Raw genomic sequence first — 20252 nt, 5'->3', positions numbered from 1 at the left:
TTTAAATTAACTATTTAATTTAATATAGTGAGCGCTTTTATAAAAATTTATTAAAGAGACCATTAATGGTTATGTTTATTAAAATAATGTGGGGGAAAAGTATCGGGGCTAATAATGTTCTTCAGGAAAAGACTATTATTGCTAATGAATAGCTTTTTATAAATTAACGCTTTTAAGGCTTAAAGTAGCACTTTAAGCCTTTCAATTAGGGACTAATTTTTATTTATTTAATTTCTATTTGTCCAATTGAAACAGAGCCTGTTTGCCAAGTAGTGCGGCACTTCATAGTAAGAATAGCATCACTTTCAAAATTATTATTTAGATCTACTGAATATGAAACAAATTGCTTCGAACTATTAGATTGATTTGATATATCTATCCAATCAAACCCTTTCCCAGTGCCATACCTGAACCACTTACTCTGACCACCATCGCTAACCTTGCGCATACGAGAGATAGAGCAACCACCATTAGAGCTGTTCAACCCTTCAGTAATACCATTTATGACAAGTTCAAAATTACCAATTGACTCATTTAGTGGAACACTGCAGTTAAAGTAGCGAGCTGAACGGGAAAACTGAGGATCGAAAAGAAAGTAACCGTTTTCAGTTGAACCAACTTTTTCGAAAGCCTTAGTTTTTAGAGCTTGAATGTCACCAACAGAGGCTATTAGGTTATTCAACGCTTGTGTTTTATAAACTACATCTTCAGAGCAATGTGACGCACCATCAAAACAGCAGCATTTGATTGAAGTGGTATTGAACCTAAAGTAATTGCTAATGCAATGTATTTAGTTTTTAGCATAATTATATCCTTTTAACATTTAAACGTCCCCAATTCGGGTAATTGCAACGTAAAAGATTATAAAAACAACAATAAATTAAATCTATAAGTTGATTACAGAAGACAGAAAATCATAAAAAAACAACCCTTCTTCCTCATGTTCATCAAAAATCTCTTTACCTGCAAGCATATAAGCTTTTAACAGTGAATTTTTACTACTATCTTTATCCCCAAGTTGGTAATAACATTGCCCTATTCTAAAGTGTATAAATGCATTTTCATTTGCTTCAGGATAATTTAAGGCGTCCAATAAAGAGTCTAAAGACTTTTCATATTCATCAATCATGTAAAAACTATCACCAATCGAAACCTTGAGCCACAGCACTTCATTCCAATCTTCATTGGGGTTAATGATTAAATCGAGCGCTTTTTGCCAAATGGCTATAGCACCTAAAAAATCGTCTTCATCGAACAAGTCATTACCTTGTTCACAATACTGCTCTATTTGATCATGGATATCCATTATTTGCACTCACTATAGAAAGTTTTATACTTCTTCGGCTGACTAACAAAGCAACGCCCCTTAGATATTGTATTCGCTTTATCAAACCATACTTTTGCTAACTCTAACTCACCTTGCTCAAAATATATTGCTCCCCTTAAGAATATAGGTCCATCTTGATACGGCTTTAAATTTCCAAATTCAAAAAGTTCATCCAAAATCGCATGAGCTTCTTTATGAAGCTCTAACTCCTTATACATTTCACAAATTCCAGAAACAAAGCTGAGAGTTACGTCCCAGTCAAATTTAGGCTCAGGTAATAACTCCCATGCTTTTTCTGCTTGTTCTTTCGCCGTAATAAAATCTTTTCTTTCTAATGCTTGAAAGGCAAAAATATATAGTTCGTCAATTTTATCTCTTAATTCTACAGGTAATTTTTTCATTACAACCCTATAATTTTAGGCTTTTTATTTAGTCTTAGCACGGCATTTAAAACCTAATAGTGGGAGCATAATTATTTGAATTAAGCTATCACTTTTTAGCTACTTTAGCTACTTTAGCTTTCACCCATGTTAAAGCGATATTATTTTAATATTAATAAGTTTAAAATGTGTGAGGATATATATACCCAAGTAAGGAGACTTAACTAAAGAGTATTTATTCACTTTTATATTTGTATAAATCCCATATCATAAGTAAAAAATACTAAACTTTAATTAGAATTTTTTAGGTTCACTCTTCTATCAATACTACGATAGATTTGTTCTGCTCTGCGGCGTCTCTAAACGTAACAAAGTAGCGATCGCGAACTATTTCATAAGCTTGCGGGTCGAGCTCACCAGCCCGATGCTCAACATCATCTACTAGGCCTTTACTTTCACTATTATCTATATCAACCTCAAAATACTTTTTTAGCAAAGGAAATAGATCTTGCACCATCTCACTTGAAAAAAAGCCAAAAGAACCACTTATGTTAGCATCGGGGCCAATTAATTGATGAGGAAAATAGTTAAATGTACAAACTGGCAACAACCCCTGGGCACCTACTACGCCATCAAGTAACTCAATAGCCGGAATAAAACCACGCATATTGAGCTCTATAGATTGCCATCTAGTAGCTTCATCTTGAGTTATATCTAACAACTCTTGATATTTTTGCTCATCACTTAAATTCAGTTTTGTGGGATAAACATCTTCATCAACAATAAAAAGATTAATTACACTACTCATCATTACCTCTTAAAATTAGTGGTGATAGATTTAATCATTAATTAAATATAACGGTAAATAAAGTGAATCAGTTTTACACTGCCAGCCATGCATATCTTTGCCCAATTTAGCCATGCTAAGCGCATTTAATGACATAACCGCATTTCCATCTTCTTTGAAGTCACCGTATTTACACTCATCAGCGTGCCACGCAATGACTTTGTCTATGCTTGATTGCCATAAATAATCATCGCCAATAGTAAGACCTTTAATGGCCTCAATAAGAGGAACAATGCATTGTTGTACATCTTTATCTTTAGTTGATTTAGCCTCATTAAGTGCATTTTCAATTTCTTCTTCCGGCGGTACTTTACCTGTGCCTATTTTTATTAGTAAGTGATTATATAAAAAAATAGCTTTTTTAGTCACGCTGCTGGTTGTAAAGTCATCTGCATGTTCACGTAATTTGCTTATTATTGATTCATCACCAAACAGCAAAGTAACATTAAGCTTATTTTGGATAGTCCATTCGTTGTTATGCCCTTTTAGTTCTGAGTCAAAGCCTGTTAAGTATGCAAATGGCGCTGCTTTTTTTAAGTAAAGCTTTGCATCGGTGTAGTTTTCTAAAACGTAATGAGCATAAGCAAGTTCTTGAAGTTTTTTTGAGAGAATCCTTACCGCATTTATTTTTACTTCAAAATCTACTGCTGAATCATCTATATGTTTAAGTCTAATATCTATTGTAATAGGTGCTTTTTTAAAAAACTTTTCAAATTCGAAATCATAATTATTAAGTCTTAACATTCTTTTTTTCCTTTGGAAGAGTTTGAAGTTTACCGCCAGTAATGTTGCCGTCAACCTCGACAGCTTCAATAACAAGTTTGGTCACTTTTGGCTCTTCGTTTTCAATAGCATCTAAAATATCTTCGCCCAATTGATTCTTTTCTTTGTATTTTTTAGAGTTCTCCATCGATTCTAAGCTTTTTTTAACCCAAGGGTCTGTCATCTGGTCGCCTTTTTTTGCACCAGTTAACAATTTAGCACCAGGGCCTTTAGCTTCAACAACAAAGTACTCTATGACTTTGTCATTTTCATCTCGCTTAGCCCATATCTGATCGACTCCTGGAACCGGGCCAAAGCCCATTTCCATTTTTGCTGGAGGAGGAGGGTCTGAAAACTCTTTTTCCATATACATGGAAGCACCAAGTTCACCTTTAGTCTCTAAAGCTATAGCTTAAAAAAAACACCTTATCTCCGAGCTTATAAGGTGGCCGAATTTTCTAATTTATTAATTAGCGTATAAATACCTAAACTTTCAGTTTTTACTACTAGAGTAATTTGTTGTATTAAAATGCTAAAACTGTCGTATTCAAAATTGGTATTATGCCTACTTACGTCCATAGGTTTAGACACAATCAGCTGATTTACGAAGTCGTTCTTGTGCATATAGATATAGAGTAGAGGTTGTACTGAGTAAAAGAGCCGTTGTTCTGCGTTAATCAATTAAATATGCGGGATTCTGAAGAAAGGTTTTTCTATTGTATATGGCGTAGCTGTATTCAAGCGTTTATGCGGATTGTTAACTTATCAAGCGTACAAAACATGATACGCTCTGTTAATAAAGCAAATGAAGCGCTTAACCAGTACTTTGAACTACTGGGTTATGCGCTTCATAAAATGGACGAGTAATGCCTATATTTGGTGATTATTTATCGTCACTAATACGACTTGCTACTGCGCTGCTTTGATCTTTATATTTTGCATCTTTACGAATATTGTATGGGTTTTCACACGGGCCCGATAACATTTCAAAGCTCATAGCACCAATTTTCATCAGTGGGCGTAGTGCCAGTGGTAATTTACCTGAGTTGTAAAACTCTAAAACAATATTGCCGCTCCAGCCTGGGTCTATTCGATGCGCGGTTACATGCACCATTAAACCCAAACGCGCAAGCGATGAGCGTCCATCTAACCAACCTACTATATCTGCTGGTAGAGTTACTTTTTCATGGGTAATAGCTAGTGCAAGTTCACCTGGGTGTAAAAAGAATGCTTCACCTTCATCAAGCACTATTTCTTCACTCATGATCGATTCCATGGCCTTATTTAGCTGATCTTTTGGACCACTTAAATCGACGTATGCGGCGTTATGCGCATTAAACGTTCTAAATTTATTACCCAAGCGTAAATCGGCCGTTACACCTGAAATCATCTCGCTCGTTGGTGCAGGCTCAATAACTATGCGGCCATCGCTTAAGTATTCTTTAATATGTGTGTCTGAAAGTCTCATTATTTATTAATCTTCCGTAATCACAATTTCAATTGCATTGTGATGCTGTTGATAATAAAGCGTGCTGGCTATTAACCTTGCTGCTGCGCTGTATGTTTTGCTTATTGCGGCATCGTTATCGCTTGCAATAAGTTTACCTTGCTCAGAATACTCGCGTATATCTATTGCAAGTGGAATATGGCTAAGTACAGGCACGCCGTGCTTATGCGCCAGTTTTTGTGCACCGTCTTTACCAAAAACGTGGTTAGCTTCACCACAGTGAGTGCAAATGTAGTGGCTCATATTTTCTATTAAGCCAAGCACCGGTACGTTTACTTTATTAAACATAGCAATGCCTTTTTGCGCATCGGCTAGCGCTAAATCTTGCGGTGTAGTGACAATAACAGAGCCGCTAGCGGGTACTTTTTGGCTCATTGTAAGCTGAATATCACCGGTGCCCGGTGGCATATCAACAATTAAGTAGTCAAGCTCGCCCCAATCGGTTTCGTTAAGTAACTGGCTCAGCGCGCCTGACGCCATTGGCCCGCGCCATACCGTGGCATCATCGCTTGGAACTAAAAAGCCAATTGACTGCGCTTTAATGCCATTGGCATCAAAAGGCTGTAGCTGTTTGTTATCTTTAGTGACGGGCTCTGCGCCCACTAATCCTAAAAGCATTGGGATAGATGGGCCATAAATGTCAGCATCTAAAATACCCACCTTTGCGCCTTCATTTTTAAGCGCGCCTGCCAAGTTAACAGCAGTAGTCGACTTACCTACCCCACCTTTGCCTGAGGCAATAAGTACAATATGTTTAATCGCTTTAAACTTAGCCGCCTCTTTAATGATAACCTTGGCGCTAATTGTTACAGGCACATTTAAGCTTTCACTTACGTGTTGCTCAACTAAAGGCATTTCTGATTGCCCAGCAAATGGCAGAGTTAATTTAATGTGTAGTGATTTATCGTCATTTTGAGTAATAGTATCAATGAAGCTTTCGTCAATACCGACGGCAAAAGCCGCACTACGATATGCCGCTAAGGCAGTTATAATCGGTTGTTTTTGCACCGATTTAGAAGAGAATAGTTTCGACAGTCCAAACATAGCAATTAAATAGCGTTTCTTTGATGAAAAGTGCCACGGAATTATGTAACATTCAGGGCATTAACACCAGTCAATTAATAAAAATCCATAAGCTGTGCGCACTCTAAGCAGATAGCTTGTAGATAAATTAATGATAATTGCCGTTTGTATAATAAAAACGGCGTTTTATCCTCAATTCGGAATGATTATGACGCAGCGAAAGATCCTGATTACCAGCGCATTACCTTATGCAAATGGCCCTACTCACCTAGGTCATTTATTGGAATATATTCAAACTGATATTTGGTCACGTTTTCAAAAACTACAAGGCCACGAAGCTTATTATGTTTGCGCAGACGATGCCCACGGCACGCCAATTATGCTTAATGCGCAAAAGCAAGGGATCACGCCTGAAGAAATGGTAAAACAAGTGAGCATAGAGCGCCAACGCGACTTTGCTGACTTTAATATCAAATTTGATAACTACCACAGCACCCACAGCCAAGAAAACAAAGAATTAAGCGAACTTATTTATAACCGCCTAAACGATGCCGGTCATATTAAAAAGCACACTATTTCGCAATTATTTGATCCTGAAAAAGGTATTTTCTTACCAGACCGCTTTGTAACAGGTACTTGCCCGACGTGTAAGTCTGAAAACCAAAACGGCGATAGCTGTGATTCGTGTGGTGCTACATACAGCCCTACCGAACTTATTAACCCGCGTTCTGTAATGTCAGGTGCTGAGCCTGTACTTAAAGATTCTGAGCATTACTTTTTTGACCTGCCAGCATTTGAAGGCATGCTAAAAGAGTGGTTACACTCGGGAACTATTCAACAAGAAATGGCTAACAAGCTAGACGAATGGTTTACCGATGGCTTGCAACAGTGGGATATTAGCCGTGACGCACCTTATTTTGGTTTTGAAATCCCAAATGCACCAGGCAAATATTTTTACGTTTGGTTAGATGCACCTATTGGTTACATGGCGAGTTTTAAAAACCTATGTGACGAAAAAGGCCTCGACTTTGATGCGTTTTGGGCTGAAGGTTCAGACGCAGAGCTTTATCACTTTATTGGTAAAGACATTATCTACTTCCACAGCTTATTTTGGCCAGCAATGCTAGAAGGCGCTAATTTTAGAAAGCCAACTAACGTATTCGCTCATGGTTTTGTAACTGTGAATGGCGAAAAAATGTCTAAATCAAAGGGTACGTTTATTAAAGCGCGTACTTATTTAGATAACTTAAACCCAGAATACTTACGTTACTACTACGCAGCAAAATTAAGCAGCGGTATTGTTGATCTGGATTTAAACCTAGAAGACTTTGCACAGCGCGTAAATTCAGACCTAGTAGGTAAAGTAGTCAACATAGCGAGCCGTTGTGCTGGCTTTATTACTAAAAAGTTTGATGGCAAGCTAAGCAACACTATTAAGCAACCAGAGCTGTTAGCAGAGTTTCAAGCTGCTGCACCGAGCATTACAACACACTACGAGAACCGCGATTACAGCCGCGCAATTCGCGAAATAATGGCGCTTGCCGACAAAGCAAACCAATTTATTGATGGCGCAGCACCTTGGGTATTAATTAAAGACGAAACTAAGCAACAAGAAGCACACGAAGTGTGTTCTCTTGGTCTTAACTTGTTCCGCGTTTTAATTACTTACTTAAAACCCGTGCTACCAGGAATGGCAGACAACGTACAAGCGTTTTTAAATGACGACCTTGCATGGGACGGCGTTCAAAATGCACTAGTAAGCCACCCTATCAATAAATTTAAACCGTTAATGCAACGTGTTGAAATGGATAAAGTGAACAAAATGGTTGAAGAATCTAAAGAAAGCTTAGCACCAAAAGTAACAATTGACCCTAACAGCCCACTTGCAAAAGAGCCAATTAGCGACGAGATTGAGTTCGATGATTTTGCAAAAGTAGACCTACGCGTAGCTAAAATTGCTAAAGCAGAGCACGTAGAAGGCGCAGATAAACTACTTAAGCTAACACTTGATTTAGGCGGCGAAACTCGCCAAGTGTTTGCGGGTATTAAATCGGCTTATGCACCTGAGGATATCGAAGGCAAGCTAACCGTTATGGTTGCTAACCTTAAGCCTCGTAAAATGCGCTTTGGTATGTCTGAAGGCATGGTATTGGCAGCAGGCCCTGGCGGAAAAGAAATTTATATTCTTAACCCAGATGACGGCTCAGAGCCTGGTATGCGCGTAATGTAATATTATTCATACAATAAAAAAACCGCTGATATGTCAGCGGTTTTTTTATGGGCTAAAGTAATGTTTAGTCGTATATTAAATACCGAACAAGAGCGTAGTGTTCTTACCAAGCTTGTAAAAAAATATATAAGTAAACTGCCTAAATAGGCAGTTATATTTTAACTCTAAAATTAATTATCTTATTTAATTGAGCTTTTTCAATACGCGGTCTTTTCTTGGTAAGTAATAGTTATCGTAATCAAGAGACACTATAACGCGCTCTGCTTTTCCTAATAACTCATTACGCGGAATTAAACCTATTACACGCGAGTCAGCGCTATTGTCGCGGTTATCGCCCATTGCTAAATAATAATCATCAGGAATTGTAATTGCGTCAAAGCCCGATAAACGTGAAGGAATATTTGCCACTCTTATCGAATGCGCTAACCCGTTTAAATCTTCGATTTTATCAAGCGAGTCTATGTTGCTTTGCTGATCTGCATAATTAAGTTTTTTACCATTAATAATGAGCTCATTATTTTCAAGCGCAACGGTGTCTCCTGGCACACCAATTACACGTTTAATTAAACGGTTATCGGCAGCTTGTGAGTCAAAAACAATAATATCACCGGTTTGTGGGTCCGCTAGTTTAAGTAGTTTTATATGCGTAAATGGGACACGAATATCGTAGGCCATTTTATCGGTAAGTATTCTGTCACCTTCTTGAATTGTTGGCTTCATAGAGCCTGTTGGCACTTCGTACCAATCGGCTACAGCGCTTCTAAATACGCTCATTAGTGCAATAAATACGATAAGAGAGCGGTTGTTTTTCCAAAACTTATAAACTAATTTCATGCCTATTCCCTTCAATTGAACAAGTCTTTAATTAAGTAACTGTTTATATGACTTTGCTATTTAGCTGCAGTTCAATCAATGATGTAACAAAACATGTTGACTACTAATTTTAATTGATCGATTAAATTTAGAGCGTCGTAACATTTAACGAAACCAACGGGTATTAACTTAAAGGAAAAATAAAATGTTTAAGAAAATTACTACTGCATTATTGTTTACAACTGCAAGCCTTGGATTTACTACAATGGCTTATGCTGATCATCATGGTATGAAAAAAGACGTTGTTGAAGTAGCCGTTGAAAATGGTTCGTTCACTACTCTTGTTGCTGCTGTTAAAGCCGCAGGTTTAGTTGAAACACTGCAAGGTAAAGGACCCTTTACTATTTTTGCACCAACAGATGCTGCATTTTCTAAATTACCTGAAGGCACTGTAGAAATGTTACTCAAGCCTGAAAACAAAGATAAGCTAACGGCGGTATTAACTTATCACGTAGTGTCTGGAAAAGTGATGGCAGCCGATGTAATGAAGGTAGATAGTGCGAAAACACTACAAGGCCAATCAGTTATGGTTAAAGCCGACAGCATGGGCGTAATGATAAATGACGCTAAAGTTGTAAAAGCTGATGTAAAAGCAAGCAACGGCGTAATTCATGTTATCGACACCGTACTACTTCCAAAAGAGTAGTCATAAAAGAATAAGCCAACTAAAAAAGCATAAGTAAATACTTATGCTTTTTTATTTATTTTTGTTTCATGACATAACAAATTATTGATTTAGTTTTTCTTTCGCTTCTTTTACTTTTTCAAAATCTAAACCAAGTTCGTCAGTCGCTTCTTTAATAAGATGCGGTTGAGTCATCACGACTGCCATTAGTTGCTGTAGCTTTTCTGGCGGAATACCAAGCTCTTGAACAAGCGCCATTGCCATCATTGGGTTTTGAGTAAACGCTTCAAACAATGCTTTTACTTTTTCGTCGCTTACATTGTGCTCTTTAAGTATTGCTAGTATTGGATTCATTATTAAACCTTAAGTGTTTTTTATAGGGCTTAGTATATGGGCTAAACCCTAAAATTAAAGAGTTACTCTACAAGTAAAACCACTTTTCCTGCGTTTTCATTACGCTCTAAAATAGCATGGGCTTCGTTTGCGTCGCTCCAAGGCAATGTTTTATACAAGTTAAAGTCGTACTTTTTAGTGGCAATATCATTGTAAAAACGCGCTACAAAGTCGTCGCGCACCTGGCGTTTAAACTCAATACTACGATTTCTAAGCGTTGAGGCATGAAACGAAATACGCTTTTGTAAAAGCGCCGCAAAATCAACTTCTGCAAAACGTCCATCTAAAAATGCAAGCATTACAATTTGGCAATCCATGGCTGCAATAGCGGCATTTTTATTTAAGTAACTACCCGAAACAGGATCTACAATTGCATTTGCTGTTAACTCATTTGCTTTCATATATTCTACAAAGTCAGTGGTTTTGTAGTTAATTGCATGATCGGCACCGAGTTCTTTTGCGTGTTGGCATTTGTCATCCGTACCGGCAGTAATAACTACGGTAGCACCTGCGCTTTTAGCCATTTGAATTGCTGCACCGCCCACACCACTAGCACCTGCATGAATAAGCGCTGTTTGCCCTTTTTGTAATTTACCAAGCTCAAATAACGCGCCAAATGCCGTTAAATACACTTCGCTTATTGCAGCGCCTTCAGCCATTGTTACATCATCGGGTAATTCCATAAGCTGTTTTGCATCAACTGCTACATATTCGCTATAAGCACCACCTGAGCACAACGTAAAAATACGCTTGTTTAGCCAGCTTTTATCTACATCTTTTCCAAGCTCAGTAACTGTACCCGCACATTCTAAACCTAAAATCGGGCTATCTCCCGCAGGGGCCGGGTATTTACCTTGGCGCTGCATACTGTCTGCACGGTTTACACCTATTGCTGCAACTTTAACAAGTACTTCATGGCTCTTTAAAACCGGCTTTTCGGTTTCACTAAATGCAAGATTGCCATCTTCATGAGAAATATATTTCATTGTTGCTCCAAGTTTAAAAACTGTAATAACATATAGATGGGGATGAACACAGATTCAAACAACCTCAAAAGCGCCAACTTTGTTTGTAAGGATAAACATCGGGTAGACAACCATTATGTACTTGTTGCTGACAACCTTGCCAGAACGTCGCTAAAAACAAGTTACTGTGCTCATTATTAAAATAGTTAAACGCAATATCGTTGGCACTAAAAAACACCTTAAATTGGCTCGGAAATATATCGTTTTCAGCTATATCAAAATACGAGTTACTACTTAGCTCTTCGAGTGCATTTTGGGTTTGTGGAACGTCTCTAAAGTTGCAATCGGTTAGTGGGCAAATTTCGTCAAAATCGTAAAACACCACTCGCCCCCATCGCGTTACGCCAAAGTTTTTCATTAGCATGTCGCCCGGAAATATATTAGCGCCCGCTAACTCTTTAATTGCTTTACCGTAGTCATGCATCACGCTCTCTAAGGTTTTGTTATCGCATTGGTTAATATATAAATTAAGCGGGGTCATTTTACGCTCAACATAAACGTGCTTTAAAATGAGTGCCTTACCCGATATAACCATACTGCTACCAATTTGGTTTTTCATCTGCTCAAGCAATTCATCACTAAAACGGCTTAAATCAAACGCTAAATATCTAAACTCGTGCGTATCTACCAAACGACCAACCCTATCGGCTTGTTTTACAAAGTTATACTTGTCTATCACTTGTGCTTTGGTGGCTGTTTTTGGCGCACTAAATTTGTCTTTAATTACTTTATAAACGTAATCTAGCCCTTCAATAGTAAATACCAGCATTACCATACCCGGCGTACCTGGCGCTTTAACATACTTGAAGTTGGCTGGGCTATTTTTAGTCGTATCGACCTTATACCGATAAAACTCAGTTTTGGCGTGCTTTATAAAACCAATGGCGTTAAATAACTCAAAGCGTTGTTTGTGTGGCATTAATACACTTAGGTAATCTACATAACGTGCGGGCTTATCGGTATCAACCATAAAATAGGTGCGTGCAAAGCCAAATAATAAACTTAATTGATCGGCGCCCATCATTACAGCATCAAGCTTTAGTCCCTCATCGGTATTTAAAATAGCGATAGCAAAAGGCATATTGTCGCCATTTTTAGCAATGCAGCGCCCAATTAAATAACAGGCTTTGTTTCTAAAAAATAATGAGTTGGCGTATTCAATATAACCGTCGTTTAAATTTATAAGTTCGTACACCTGTTTGCATTGCTGCTTAGCGCCTTGCATTAACGTACTTTGTAATGTGGCTACATCAAGTTCTAAATGACTAAACGGCACTCTAAATACTTGATTAGTGATAAGCGTTTTAACGGCGTTATTAAACCCATTATGTAGCGATACCCTGCTCACTAAGCTTTCATAAGAGCGCGGCTCACTACGATACTTTGCTTTTAATACAAACAAATGCACAGTACGAATTTTTTTATCGTCCCAAATTGCGCCAAACGTTGAATTAAAAAAAGTATGCGCAATAGGTTTGTTTTCGTGATTTTCTACCATATCGCCGTAAATATTTTTAGCTAACTGCCACGTTTGCGGGCAAGTAAGCTCAGCATAAGCAATAACTCTCACGGCTTCACTCACGTTTTTCACTTCGCGCTCATACACTTGTAAACGTTCACGCATAGCACTTTGCACACTGTGGTACTGTCGTTGTTCAAAACGGCTTTGTGCACCCAGTGTAATATTTAAAAATTGCGAAAACATCGCCTCAAATCCAGCAAAAACAGATCGTGCAAGCTTACTGGCAATAACGTTTTGCAGCGTATTATTAGATTTATGTGTTAGCCTATTTTGCATAAATACAGCACTTATATTGATGCCAGTTATGGCGGTTATTTTTATTAATTGTTTACACCTTAGCAAGCAGGCTTTAATTTAGATAATTAATAAACCATATAAATAGAATTTATTGGGCGTATTGACCTTTCGAGGTTAATTTTGCAGCCGTGTATTTGGTTTATAAGCAAGGCAAAGTACATGTAGTGTGGTGGCTCCCCATAAATGTACTTTAACGCTGCATAAAGGCCAAATACACACTGCCCATAGGGTTCTTTCTAGGGACGATTAACTCTTTGTTGCTCGATTTTTACTTAGCCCACTAGGTGGCAAACCTCGCGCCGCGATTAAATCGCCCCTAGATTGAACAAATTTCAACCCTGAAAGGCCAACACGCCCATATGAATATAAGAAATGTCGATCTTAACCTTCTCGTTTATTTAAATGTGTTAATAGATGAAAAAAGTGTGTCGAAAGCTGCCAATAAACTCGCGCTTACGCAACCGGCTATGAGTAACGCATTAAAACGTTTGCGCGATTTATTTGACGACCCGCTACTTGTGCGTGCCGCAGGCTCTATGACGCCAACGGCAAAGGCACTTGCGTTAAAGCCTGAAGTTGAGGCGCTCTTAAAAATGGCCGAAGCTATTACGCAGCCTAGTGAGCAATTTAACCCTGCAACCGCTGAAGTTACCTTTAGAATAATGGCAAATGACTACATAGAGTCGACCTTAATAGCCCCTTTTATAACGGCGCAGCTTAGTAAAAATCCCGGTATTAATTTTGATGTATTAAGTCCAAGCGACATAAACCTGCAAGACATGGAAAAAGGCACTATAGATTTAGCAATAAATCGCTTTAATGGTTTGCCACGCTCGTTTCATCAAGCCAGTGTATGGCGCGATAATTACTGTTGTTTAACCCATCCTAAAAATACATTTTTACAACAATCAGGGTTAGACGACTACTTAAAAAAAGAGCATATTTGGGTAAATCGTGCCGGCTGGGGGCCTGAAGCCGCTGTTACTAATAAATCAGGAAAGCAAAAATTAGGCTGGGTAGATGAAGCGCTTTGGCAACTAGAACAAACACGTAAAATACGTGTTTTTACTCGCCACTATATGGTTGCAAGCCTGCTTTGCCAATCAGAGCAACTTATTGCCACCCTACCGCGCAGGCAAGCTAAGTTATTAACCTCTCATACTGATTTGGTAATCAGCCCGGTGCCATTTCAAATAGTGCCTATTGAAGTAAAAATGATATGGAGCCCACTGCTGCACCATGCAACGGCGCACCAATGGTTAAGGCGTGAGTTATTAGCGTTTGCTAAAACGATTGCAGATAGATAAATTATTATTTTCATCACATCAAGCACCAGGTATTTTACTATCGCGCATACTGTCCAAGCTTTACTTTCATTAGAAGAATATAATGATAAACAAACTTAATAATAAGAATAACGATATTGCAAATATAATTTTTGCTGTCTTTCAAAAGTCCTACGCTATAGAGGCTAAACTGATCGGCGCGCATAACTTTCCTCCTTTAGCGCGTAATATTAAAGGTATAAAAAAATCAGAAACAACCTTTTATGGCTACAGCGAAAATGAATGTTTAGCAGCCGTTATAGAAGTAGATACAAACAACGAGTATTTAGATATTTGCAGTTTAACCGTTGATCCTAGTCATTTTAAAAAAGGTATCGCAAGTAAGCTAATAAGTTATGTTTTAGCAATGGATGATTTTTCTCATGCAATAGTGGAGACTGCGGTTGCTAATACTCCTGCAATAAATTTATATAAAAAGCATGGCTTCGTGGAATTTAAAAGATGGACTCCTTCACATGGTATTGAAAAGCTGGCTATGTCGGTCGTAATTTAAATCAGTATTTCAAAATAGGTAATTTACAAATGGATAGTGCATCAATAATTGCGTGGAGTGTTTTGTTTGGAGGCATAGGTATTGGCTACCTTACTTACGGGCGAAGAAAAAAAGCCGTAGTACCGCTTTGTATTGGTTTGTCGCTATTGGTATTTCCGTATTTTATGAGCAGTGTTAGCATGCTGTTGATTGTAGGCGCTATTTTAGTGGCTATTCCCTACTTTATTAAAATTTAATATTACTATTGTTACGGCTAAATAAAATACACGAGAAAATAAAAAAGCGCCGTGGTATTCAACTTTGGGAAAATACCATGGCGCTTTTGGAAATCGTCGATATAGGAGTCTACCTACAGTGTAAGATTAGCAAGCTTAGTACCAACTTCATAAAACAATTAAAATTCAATAAAAACAATTAACTAAGCATCCACCTTAACTCATCAACTAATCCCCTTGTTCCAGTTTTGTGCACGTTTTTACCGCTCTGCACCAAATTAATTAGTATAATTTAGGTATGTTTTCTATTTTTTATTTAGTTTTAAAACTTACTATTGATGAAATCAATGTCAGTTATTGAAAACAACAATTTCATTAATAATACACTTAGCGCTAGAGTGAAGTTAAGCCAACAAACTAAGAGTAATAATTATGACAACATCAAGCTTCACACAACAAGACGGGTTATTTATTGATGCTAACTTACATCAGTTTATTGAAGAGCAGTTATGCGCAAAAACTAACACCACTGAAACTTACCAAGCATTAGCTACTTTAGTTGATGAGTTTGGTTGTAAATGCCGTAAAACAAAGCACCAACCAAATGATGTATTAGAAGTGGATACATTGCTAAACGCATACCAACTTAAAAACCACCCACTTTGCCATGTTGATGCACAAACGACAGAAGCCGTTTTAGACGAATATTGCTGCCAGGTTCCTGCAATTATTGTTGTTGCGTTAATGGATACGCTTAGTGGTACGCAGTGCGATGAACCTCAAGCACATGAGATTTACCATCGTGCAGCGCAGTTAACCAACCGCCCTTGCATGCACAGAGTAAAAACTGCCTCAGCAGCTTAATAATGAATGTGTTTAAAAGTGCTCGATAACCTTCTTTGCAAAGCCAGTACAAGTTAAGGTTGTCGAGTTATGAATACTTGAGTTATCGCTCTGCTCTTGCGCTAAATCAAAGGTTACTTCACCGCTTTTAAATGTTTGCTCTAACGCATTTTCTATTAGTAATGCGGCCTCGTCCCATCCCATAAATTTAAGCATTAATACCGCACTTAAAATACTACTGCTGGGGTTTGCTTTATTTTGCCCTGCTATACGTTCAAACGTGCCGTGTGTAGGCTCAAAAAATGCGACATCGTTATTTAAATTTGCAGCAGGCATTATGCCGACACCGCCAACTTGTGCGCTCAGCATATCCGCTAAAAAGTCACCATTTTGATTAGTCGTCACCACTACATCAAATTGCTCTGGCTGCATTAAACATTGCTGCAGCATGTTGTCGGCTATAACTTCTTTAATAATTAGAGGTGCTTGATTTACTCGCTCTATTTGCAGCCAACGCCCATTTTCATGTGCAGTGGCATTAAATTCGCTTTGTGCAAGTGCATACCCCCAACGCTTAAATGCCCCATCGGTAAATTTAAGTACATTGCCTTTATGCACTAGCGTTAATGATTCACTATCGTTTTTAAGTGCATAGTTAATGGCAAAGCGCATTAGTCGCTCAGAGCCTTCTTTAGATATATTTTTAATACCAATACCGCATTCTTGTGAAAACCTTAAGCGGGTTACGCCCATTTCCTCACATAAAAAATCGAGCATTTTTTCGCTTTCTACACTCCCTGCTTGCCACTCAATACCTGAGTACACGTCTTCGCTGCTATCACGAAGCACTGTTATGTTTGTTAAAAAAGGATTTTTTAAAGGAGAAGGAAGTGCGCTAAAGCCTTTTATAGTTCGCATATTTACAAACAAATCCATTTCTTGCCTGAGTGCAACATTAAGCGATCTAAAGCCACCACCCAGTGGTGTGGTTAACGGCCCTTTTATGGCAATTTTGCAGGCACGTACCGCGTTAATTGTTTCTTGTGGAAACCAGTCACCGTCATACAGCTTTGCGGCCTGCTCGCCATTATAAACTTGCATCCAATGAATTTTCCGTGCACTTTTATAACAATGCTCAATTGCACTATCAACAACGTGGCGCATCACCGGCATAACATCCAGCCCCACGCCATCGCCATCAATAAAAGCAATGATAGGTTCTAACGGTATTTGCCAATGTCCTTGTGCATCAATAGTGATATTTTGGCCGTGCTCAGGAACTTGAATATGCTGATACGTCATGGCTAAAACCTAACTTAAAATAACGATTAATTGATTAAACCATGCTTAGCTAGAAGTGTCTGTATTTGTACTTTTATAGTTACTATCATTTTAAAAAATAAAGAATTAGGCGTGATTATTTATCCATTTAGTTGGTCTTGTATATTAAGCCTGGCGTACCAGTTATTAAATTACAGTGGAGCATTTTAATGAAATACTTTTTTGTACTGCTACTATCAATCAGCTCTTTTAACGTATTAGCCGCTGAAGTAGTCATACATAACCTTAGCTCGCTCTCAAGTAATGCTCAAAATACGGTGTCTACATGGGTTAATCAAAGTGTTGAAAAAACACAAAATACACTGGGGCCTTTAAAGCAAACCACTTTGCCTATTTATTTAAAACCGCAATACTTTGCTTTTGAGCCTGTACCTTGGGCTACAGTTAAGCGCAATAACCCCGATGGGATTGAACTACATATAGATCGCTACGCCAGTTTAAATGCATTCACTAAAGATTGGACGCTATACCATGAACTTTCGCATTTATATTTGCCGCTACTTCCCTACTCCGGTTTTTGGCTAAGCGAGGGTTTTGCCAGTTATATGCAAAACGTAATAATGCGTGACAGCGGTATAATCACCCAGCCACAGTTTGTACAACGTTTAAATGCAGGATTTGATCGTGCCCGCCTGCAAACCAAAACTAAAACACAGCCACTTAATAAGCTCTCTGCCGATATGTGGAAACAACGCGCCCAGCAACGTGTTTATTGGACGGGTGCGGCTTTTTTTGCACAGGCCGACCTTAAGCTACAAAAACAAGGTTTATCTGTCGCGGGTATAATAAAACAGTATCAAACATGCTGTAGACCCGCTCGTTCTAGTGCTAAAACCTTTATAAAAGAGTTAGATAAGTTATCCGGCAGCAGCATTTTTACAACGCTGTATGCAAAATATAATACCCGTACTGATTTTCCTGATATTAATAAAAAGCAGCTAAACACGCTTTAACGGCTGCTCTGTTTTATATAGCTACTATATTCAACCAGCCCTTGCGCATTAAAATTGGTTGAGTACTCGTTCATAAAACCATGCAAAAAATTGGTTTTATAGCACTTAACACCCGCTTTGGTGCTTAAAGCTTTAATAACTTCATCGACATTAAAGTGACTCTCACTTTCTGGGAATATGAATTCACAGGGTACATTTGCATCTAACGCTAAATAATTACGAATTTGCGACGGATAAAAGCCAATTAACTTTTTAAGGTGTGTATTGCCTGTTAATAACTGTGCCCGCCATGCTGCACTTGCCCCTGCGCTAAACGCAATACATGTGGTCGGCACTTTTAAACTCTCAAAGCATTCTAGAAGTTTGTCCGTATATTTGTCATGGCCACACTGCTGTATAAAATTATTATAACTATCTTGTTCACTTTCAATAGCTTGAATCTTATTATTGTATGGGTCAACAATCACTAAATTTGAACTAATTGCCTGTGATAACTTACTTAAAGCAGGGCTTAAACCATAAATATCACTCACTATTAGGTAATTCATACTTATCCTTTGGTAACTAAAAATGGGCTTTGTAAGCAGTTGATAAGATTTATTATAAATATTTTTATAATAAATAGCTTGCACACAATTTATATATAAGTTACCTTCCCTCTCTGGTTTAAAGAAACCGCCGCGGTTAACCATTTACCCTGATCCAGTAAGCCCCGCAAAACGTATATTTGAAAGCTAAGTTATTGTACGGCGAGAACCCCTTGAATAATACCGAGATGATTTTTTACTATCATCGCAAAAGTGTCATAAAGATCGTCAACACTGTAATGAAGCTAAACACAACATCGTTAATTTATTGACTGCAATTTGCTATACAAATATAGCGCAGAATAAATAACAAGAATAAAGTGAGTTTTATTATGTCTTATAAATATAACGGGTCTATGATCCAAATAGCACATCCAGTGCAATCAATTTCAGTAAACAAACATCGTGTAATCTTCAGTGATACACAAGGTTTAAAAAATGCATTATTTCAAAAAGCGAGTGATGCACGCCAGTTTGTTAAGTGGCTAAAAGCTAACTAAGCAACATATAACTTTAATTGCCATTCTATTATTGCAATTATTGATAAGATATTATGCCAGCCTTGTTGCTGGCATTTTACTTTTTAGCCCTTTATTGGTTACAATAGTTTTACAATAATAATTACTGGTAGCTGTTGTAATGCTCCGTATATTTTTAACTTTCTTACTTTTTTTCTGTCTGAGCTCAATAAGCAATGCTAGAACCATAAACTGGCTAGCGCACGATTTTGCACCCTATTATATTTTAAATGGTCAATATCAACACCAAGGCCGTGACGAAAGCATAATTTCTTTACTTGAAAAACAACTTCCTAATATTACCTTTAACCGCATGCTTATCCCCTCAGGTAAAGTAATTCAAGAGCTGTCTAATACTTCAAATAATGTTTGTGCGTTATCGCTTTATAAAAATGATTACAGAAAAGAGCATATTTATTTCACAGACGAAAGCTCAACAACAGGCCTCTCGCCTTCAATAGCAATGCATAAAAAGCTGGCCAAAGCGCTAAATATAGCGGAATCAAAAGAAGTATCACTACTCAATTTAATACAAGATAAAAAACTAACTCTTGGAGTTTCTATGAGCCGCTCTTACGGCCAAGAGATAGATACTTTAATAAACAGTACACCCAACATTGATTTAGTAATTAGACCCACACGCGATAGCCTAGCGAGCCTTACATATATGCTTAACCTAAAACGAATTGATATTTTGCTGGGTTACCCAAGCGAGCATTACTATTTAGCTAAATCAATGCACTTTGAAGAAAACTTAACGCAGCGTCCATTAACCGAATCTCCAGCGCTCAGTTATGGCTTTATTGGTTGTACTAAAAACGAGCAAGGCGCAAAAGACATCGCTATTCTTAATGAGCAGCTTAAAGTTATTAAAAAAACGCAGGCTTATAACGATTTACTTATGCGCTGGTTGCCTGAGGATTTAAGGCCTCTATTAAAGTCACGTATTAATAGCACAAAATAAACAAATTCAAAGTCGCTTAATTTGAGTTTCTGTTAAGCAAAAAAAACGCCACAGTAAGCTGTCTCTTATACACAAATCCCTGCTAAGAAATTAGCGGGGATTTTTTTGAACTAAATCTCAATGTCATGATCAGATCTTCAAATCTTGTTTGAGGGCACATTATGATTAACGAACATACTCA

General features: G+C 37.8%; 23 protein-coding genes. 9 read left to right on the top strand and 14 right to left on the bottom strand.

Features of this window, described 5'->3' with window-relative positions; genetic code table 11:
• Positions 1 to 223: 223 nt before the first annotated feature.
• From H5118_RS19525 to apbC, 8 genes are all read right to left on the bottom strand, one after another.
• Positions 224 to 682 carry a hypothetical protein gene (locus H5118_RS19525; protein ID WP_182749815.1) on the bottom strand — a complete coding sequence of 153 codons (459 nt, stop codon included), beginning with the start codon at positions 680 to 682 and terminating at the stop codon, positions 224 to 226.
• 204 nt (positions 683 to 886) lie between these two features.
• A complete protein-coding gene (locus tag H5118_RS19520; protein ID WP_182749813.1) occupies positions 887 to 1306 on the bottom strand; it encodes a tol-pal system YbgF family protein in 420 nt (139 codons plus the stop codon).
• A complete protein-coding gene (locus H5118_RS19515; protein ID WP_182749811.1) occupies positions 1306 to 1728 on the bottom strand; it encodes a hypothetical protein in 423 nt (140 codons plus the stop codon). Before H5118_RS19515 ends, H5118_RS19520 begins: the two co-directional genes overlap by 1 nt.
• A gap of 289 nt (positions 1729 to 2017) precedes the next feature.
• Complete coding sequence (locus H5118_RS19510) at positions 2018 to 2515, bottom strand: hypothetical protein (protein WP_182749809.1); 498 nt, start codon at positions 2513 to 2515, stop codon at positions 2018 to 2020.
• 30 nt (positions 2516 to 2545) lie between these two features.
• The gene (locus H5118_RS19505) at positions 2546 to 3298 is read right to left on the bottom strand and encodes an immunity 49 family protein (RefSeq protein ID WP_182749807.1); all 753 of its coding nucleotides are present in this window, start codon (positions 3296 to 3298) and stop codon (positions 2546 to 2548) included.
• Positions 3285 to 3683, bottom strand: a complete 399-nt coding sequence (locus tag H5118_RS20715; protein WP_259395928.1) for a hypothetical protein — start codon at positions 3681 to 3683, stop codon at positions 3285 to 3287. The genes H5118_RS19505 and H5118_RS20715 overlap by 14 nt, the downstream gene beginning before the upstream one ends.
• 516 nt (positions 3684 to 4199) lie before the next feature.
• Complete coding sequence (dcd, locus tag H5118_RS19495; RefSeq protein WP_002959670.1) at positions 4200 to 4784, bottom strand: dCTP deaminase; 585 nt, start codon at positions 4782 to 4784, stop codon at positions 4200 to 4202.
• Between the two features lie 6 nt (positions 4785 to 4790).
• Entirely contained in the window at positions 4791 to 5867 is a 1077-nt protein-coding gene (apbC, locus tag H5118_RS19490; protein ID WP_182749805.1) for an iron-sulfur cluster carrier protein ApbC, read from the bottom strand.
• Between the two features lie 187 nt (positions 5868 to 6054).
• Between apbC and metG the strand changes: the two genes are divergently transcribed.
• On the top strand, positions 6055 to 8076 hold the full coding sequence (metG, locus tag H5118_RS19485) for a methionine--tRNA ligase (RefSeq protein WP_182749803.1): 2022 nt from the start codon (positions 6055 to 6057) through the stop codon (positions 8074 to 8076).
• A 183-nt stretch (positions 8077 to 8259) separates the two neighbouring features.
• Here metG and lepB read toward each other — a convergent pair whose 3' ends face one another.
• Positions 8260 to 8910 carry a signal peptidase I gene (gene lepB, locus H5118_RS19480; protein WP_024597614.1) on the bottom strand — a complete coding sequence of 217 codons (651 nt, stop codon included), beginning with the start codon at positions 8908 to 8910 and terminating at the stop codon, positions 8260 to 8262.
• A gap of 184 nt (positions 8911 to 9094) precedes the next feature.
• Between lepB and H5118_RS19475 the strand changes: the two genes are divergently transcribed.
• Complete coding sequence (locus tag H5118_RS19475; protein WP_007582534.1) at positions 9095 to 9595, top strand: fasciclin domain-containing protein; 501 nt, start codon at positions 9095 to 9097, stop codon at positions 9593 to 9595.
• Positions 9596 to 9676: 81 nt separating this feature from the next.
• Here H5118_RS19475 and H5118_RS19470 read toward each other — a convergent pair whose 3' ends face one another.
• From H5118_RS19470 to aceK, 3 genes are all read right to left on the bottom strand, one after another.
• Complete coding sequence (locus tag H5118_RS19470) at positions 9677 to 9928, bottom strand: DUF2999 family protein (RefSeq protein ID WP_007582532.1); 252 nt, start codon at positions 9926 to 9928, stop codon at positions 9677 to 9679.
• Positions 9929 to 9990: 62 nt separating this feature from the next.
• A complete protein-coding gene (locus tag H5118_RS19465; RefSeq protein ID WP_024595341.1) occupies positions 9991 to 10953 on the bottom strand; it encodes a zinc-binding dehydrogenase in 963 nt (320 codons plus the stop codon).
• Positions 10954 to 11017: 64 nt separating this feature from the next.
• Complete coding sequence (aceK, locus tag H5118_RS19460; protein ID WP_182749801.1) at positions 11018 to 12790, bottom strand: bifunctional isocitrate dehydrogenase kinase/phosphatase; 1773 nt, start codon at positions 12788 to 12790, stop codon at positions 11018 to 11020.
• A gap of 380 nt (positions 12791 to 13170) precedes the next feature.
• On the opposite strand from aceK, the gene H5118_RS19455 reads away from it, so the two are divergent.
• The 4 genes from H5118_RS19455 to H5118_RS19440 all read left to right on the top strand — a co-directional run bounded on the left by H5118_RS19455 (position 13171) and on the right by H5118_RS19440 (position 15729).
• Positions 13171 to 14118 carry a LysR family transcriptional regulator gene (locus H5118_RS19455; RefSeq protein ID WP_154903270.1) on the top strand — a complete coding sequence of 316 codons (948 nt, stop codon included), beginning with the start codon at positions 13171 to 13173 and terminating at the stop codon, positions 14116 to 14118.
• An 82-nt stretch (positions 14119 to 14200) separates the two neighbouring features.
• Positions 14201 to 14650, top strand: coding sequence for an N-acetyltransferase (locus tag H5118_RS19450; protein ID WP_182672245.1), 450 nt, complete (start codon positions 14201 to 14203; stop codon positions 14648 to 14650).
• Between the two features lie 29 nt (positions 14651 to 14679).
• Entirely contained in the window at positions 14680 to 14886 is a 207-nt protein-coding gene (locus H5118_RS19445; protein ID WP_007375422.1) for a hypothetical protein, read from the top strand.
• Between the two features lie 411 nt (positions 14887 to 15297).
• A complete protein-coding gene (locus H5118_RS19440) occupies positions 15298 to 15729 on the top strand; it encodes a hypothetical protein (RefSeq protein WP_002961558.1) in 432 nt (143 codons plus the stop codon).
• A gap of 12 nt (positions 15730 to 15741) precedes the next feature.
• Here H5118_RS19440 and icd read toward each other — a convergent pair whose 3' ends face one another.
• Positions 15742 to 17010, bottom strand: a complete 1269-nt coding sequence (gene icd / locus H5118_RS19435; protein WP_182749799.1) for an NADP-dependent isocitrate dehydrogenase — start codon at positions 17008 to 17010, stop codon at positions 15742 to 15744.
• Positions 17011 to 17198: 188 nt separating this feature from the next.
• Between icd and H5118_RS19430 the strand changes: the two genes are divergently transcribed.
• Positions 17199 to 18002, top strand: a complete 804-nt coding sequence (locus H5118_RS19430; protein ID WP_039490175.1) for a hypothetical protein — start codon at positions 17199 to 17201, stop codon at positions 18000 to 18002.
• On the opposite strand, the gene H5118_RS19425 is transcribed toward H5118_RS19430, so the two are convergent.
• Positions 17999 to 18550: a hypothetical protein gene (locus tag H5118_RS19425; RefSeq protein ID WP_182749797.1), complete on the bottom strand. Its 552-nt coding sequence runs from the start codon at positions 18548 to 18550 to the stop codon at positions 17999 to 18001. The genes H5118_RS19430 and H5118_RS19425 overlap by 4 nt on opposite strands.
• 371 nt (positions 18551 to 18921) lie before the next feature.
• Here H5118_RS19425 and H5118_RS19420 point away from each other — a divergent pair, with 371 nt between their 5' ends.
• Together H5118_RS19420 and H5118_RS19415 are read left to right on the top strand one after the other, a co-directional pair.
• Positions 18922 to 19089, top strand: a complete 168-nt coding sequence (locus H5118_RS19420; RefSeq protein WP_002961566.1) for a hypothetical protein — start codon at positions 18922 to 18924, stop codon at positions 19087 to 19089.
• 139 nt (positions 19090 to 19228) lie between these two features.
• On the top strand, positions 19229 to 20071 hold the full coding sequence (locus tag H5118_RS19415) for a transporter substrate-binding domain-containing protein (protein WP_154903278.1): 843 nt from the start codon (positions 19229 to 19231) through the stop codon (positions 20069 to 20071).
• Positions 20072 to 20252 lie beyond the last annotated feature (181 nt).

This window comes from Pseudoalteromonas sp. SR41-1, from assembly GCF_014164015.1.
Lineage (GTDB): Bacteria > Pseudomonadota > Gammaproteobacteria > Enterobacterales > Alteromonadaceae > Pseudoalteromonas > Pseudoalteromonas distincta.
Note: the sequence above shows the minus strand (reverse complement) of the source record. Positions and strands in the feature narration are given on the sequence as shown.